At 72.2% G+C, this 489-nt stretch carries 1 protein-coding gene; it reads left to right on the plus strand.

The features are described 5' to 3' along the window. On the plus strand, positions 1-381 hold a 381-nt coding region (locus tag Q0795_RS17110; RefSeq protein ID WP_298891758.1), incomplete at its 5' end, for a transposase. Positions 382-489: the final 108 nt, after the last annotated feature.

Consider the following 489-nt stretch of genomic DNA (forward strand, 5'->3'; position numbering starts at 1 on the left):
AACACTGCCGTCGGGCAACTGGCCCTCCTCGAGGCCCGCCACCGCGCACATGCCCGCGTGGAGGACCGCATCCGGCACGCCAAGGACTCCGGCCTGGGACGCTTCCCCTCACGAGAGTTCGGCATCAACCAGACCTGGCTGCTGCTCACCGGCATCGCCGCCGACCTCGTCGCCTGGACCCGCCTCCTGGCCCTGGTCGGTGAGGCCAAACCCCTGGCCGCCTGCGAGCCCAAGGCGCTGCGCTACCGGTTCCTGCACGTCCCCGCTCGGCTCACCCACGCCGCCCGCCGCCGACGGCTGCGAATCCCGAAGTCCTGGCCCTGGACGGCAGCGATCGCCGCCGTCTTCGCCAACATCGCCGCCATCCCCCGACACCCCTGACCACCCCGTCCGCCCACCACCCCAGGAACCCGGAGAACCGCAGCCCGGCAGCGCCAGCCGGCGCTACCCCACGCCCACGCGCCAAATCCGACAGACGATGACCATCAC

It is taken from the genome of uncultured Serinicoccus sp., from assembly GCF_947487915.1.
Lineage (GTDB): Bacteria > Actinomycetota > Actinomycetes > Actinomycetales > Dermatophilaceae > Ornithinicoccus.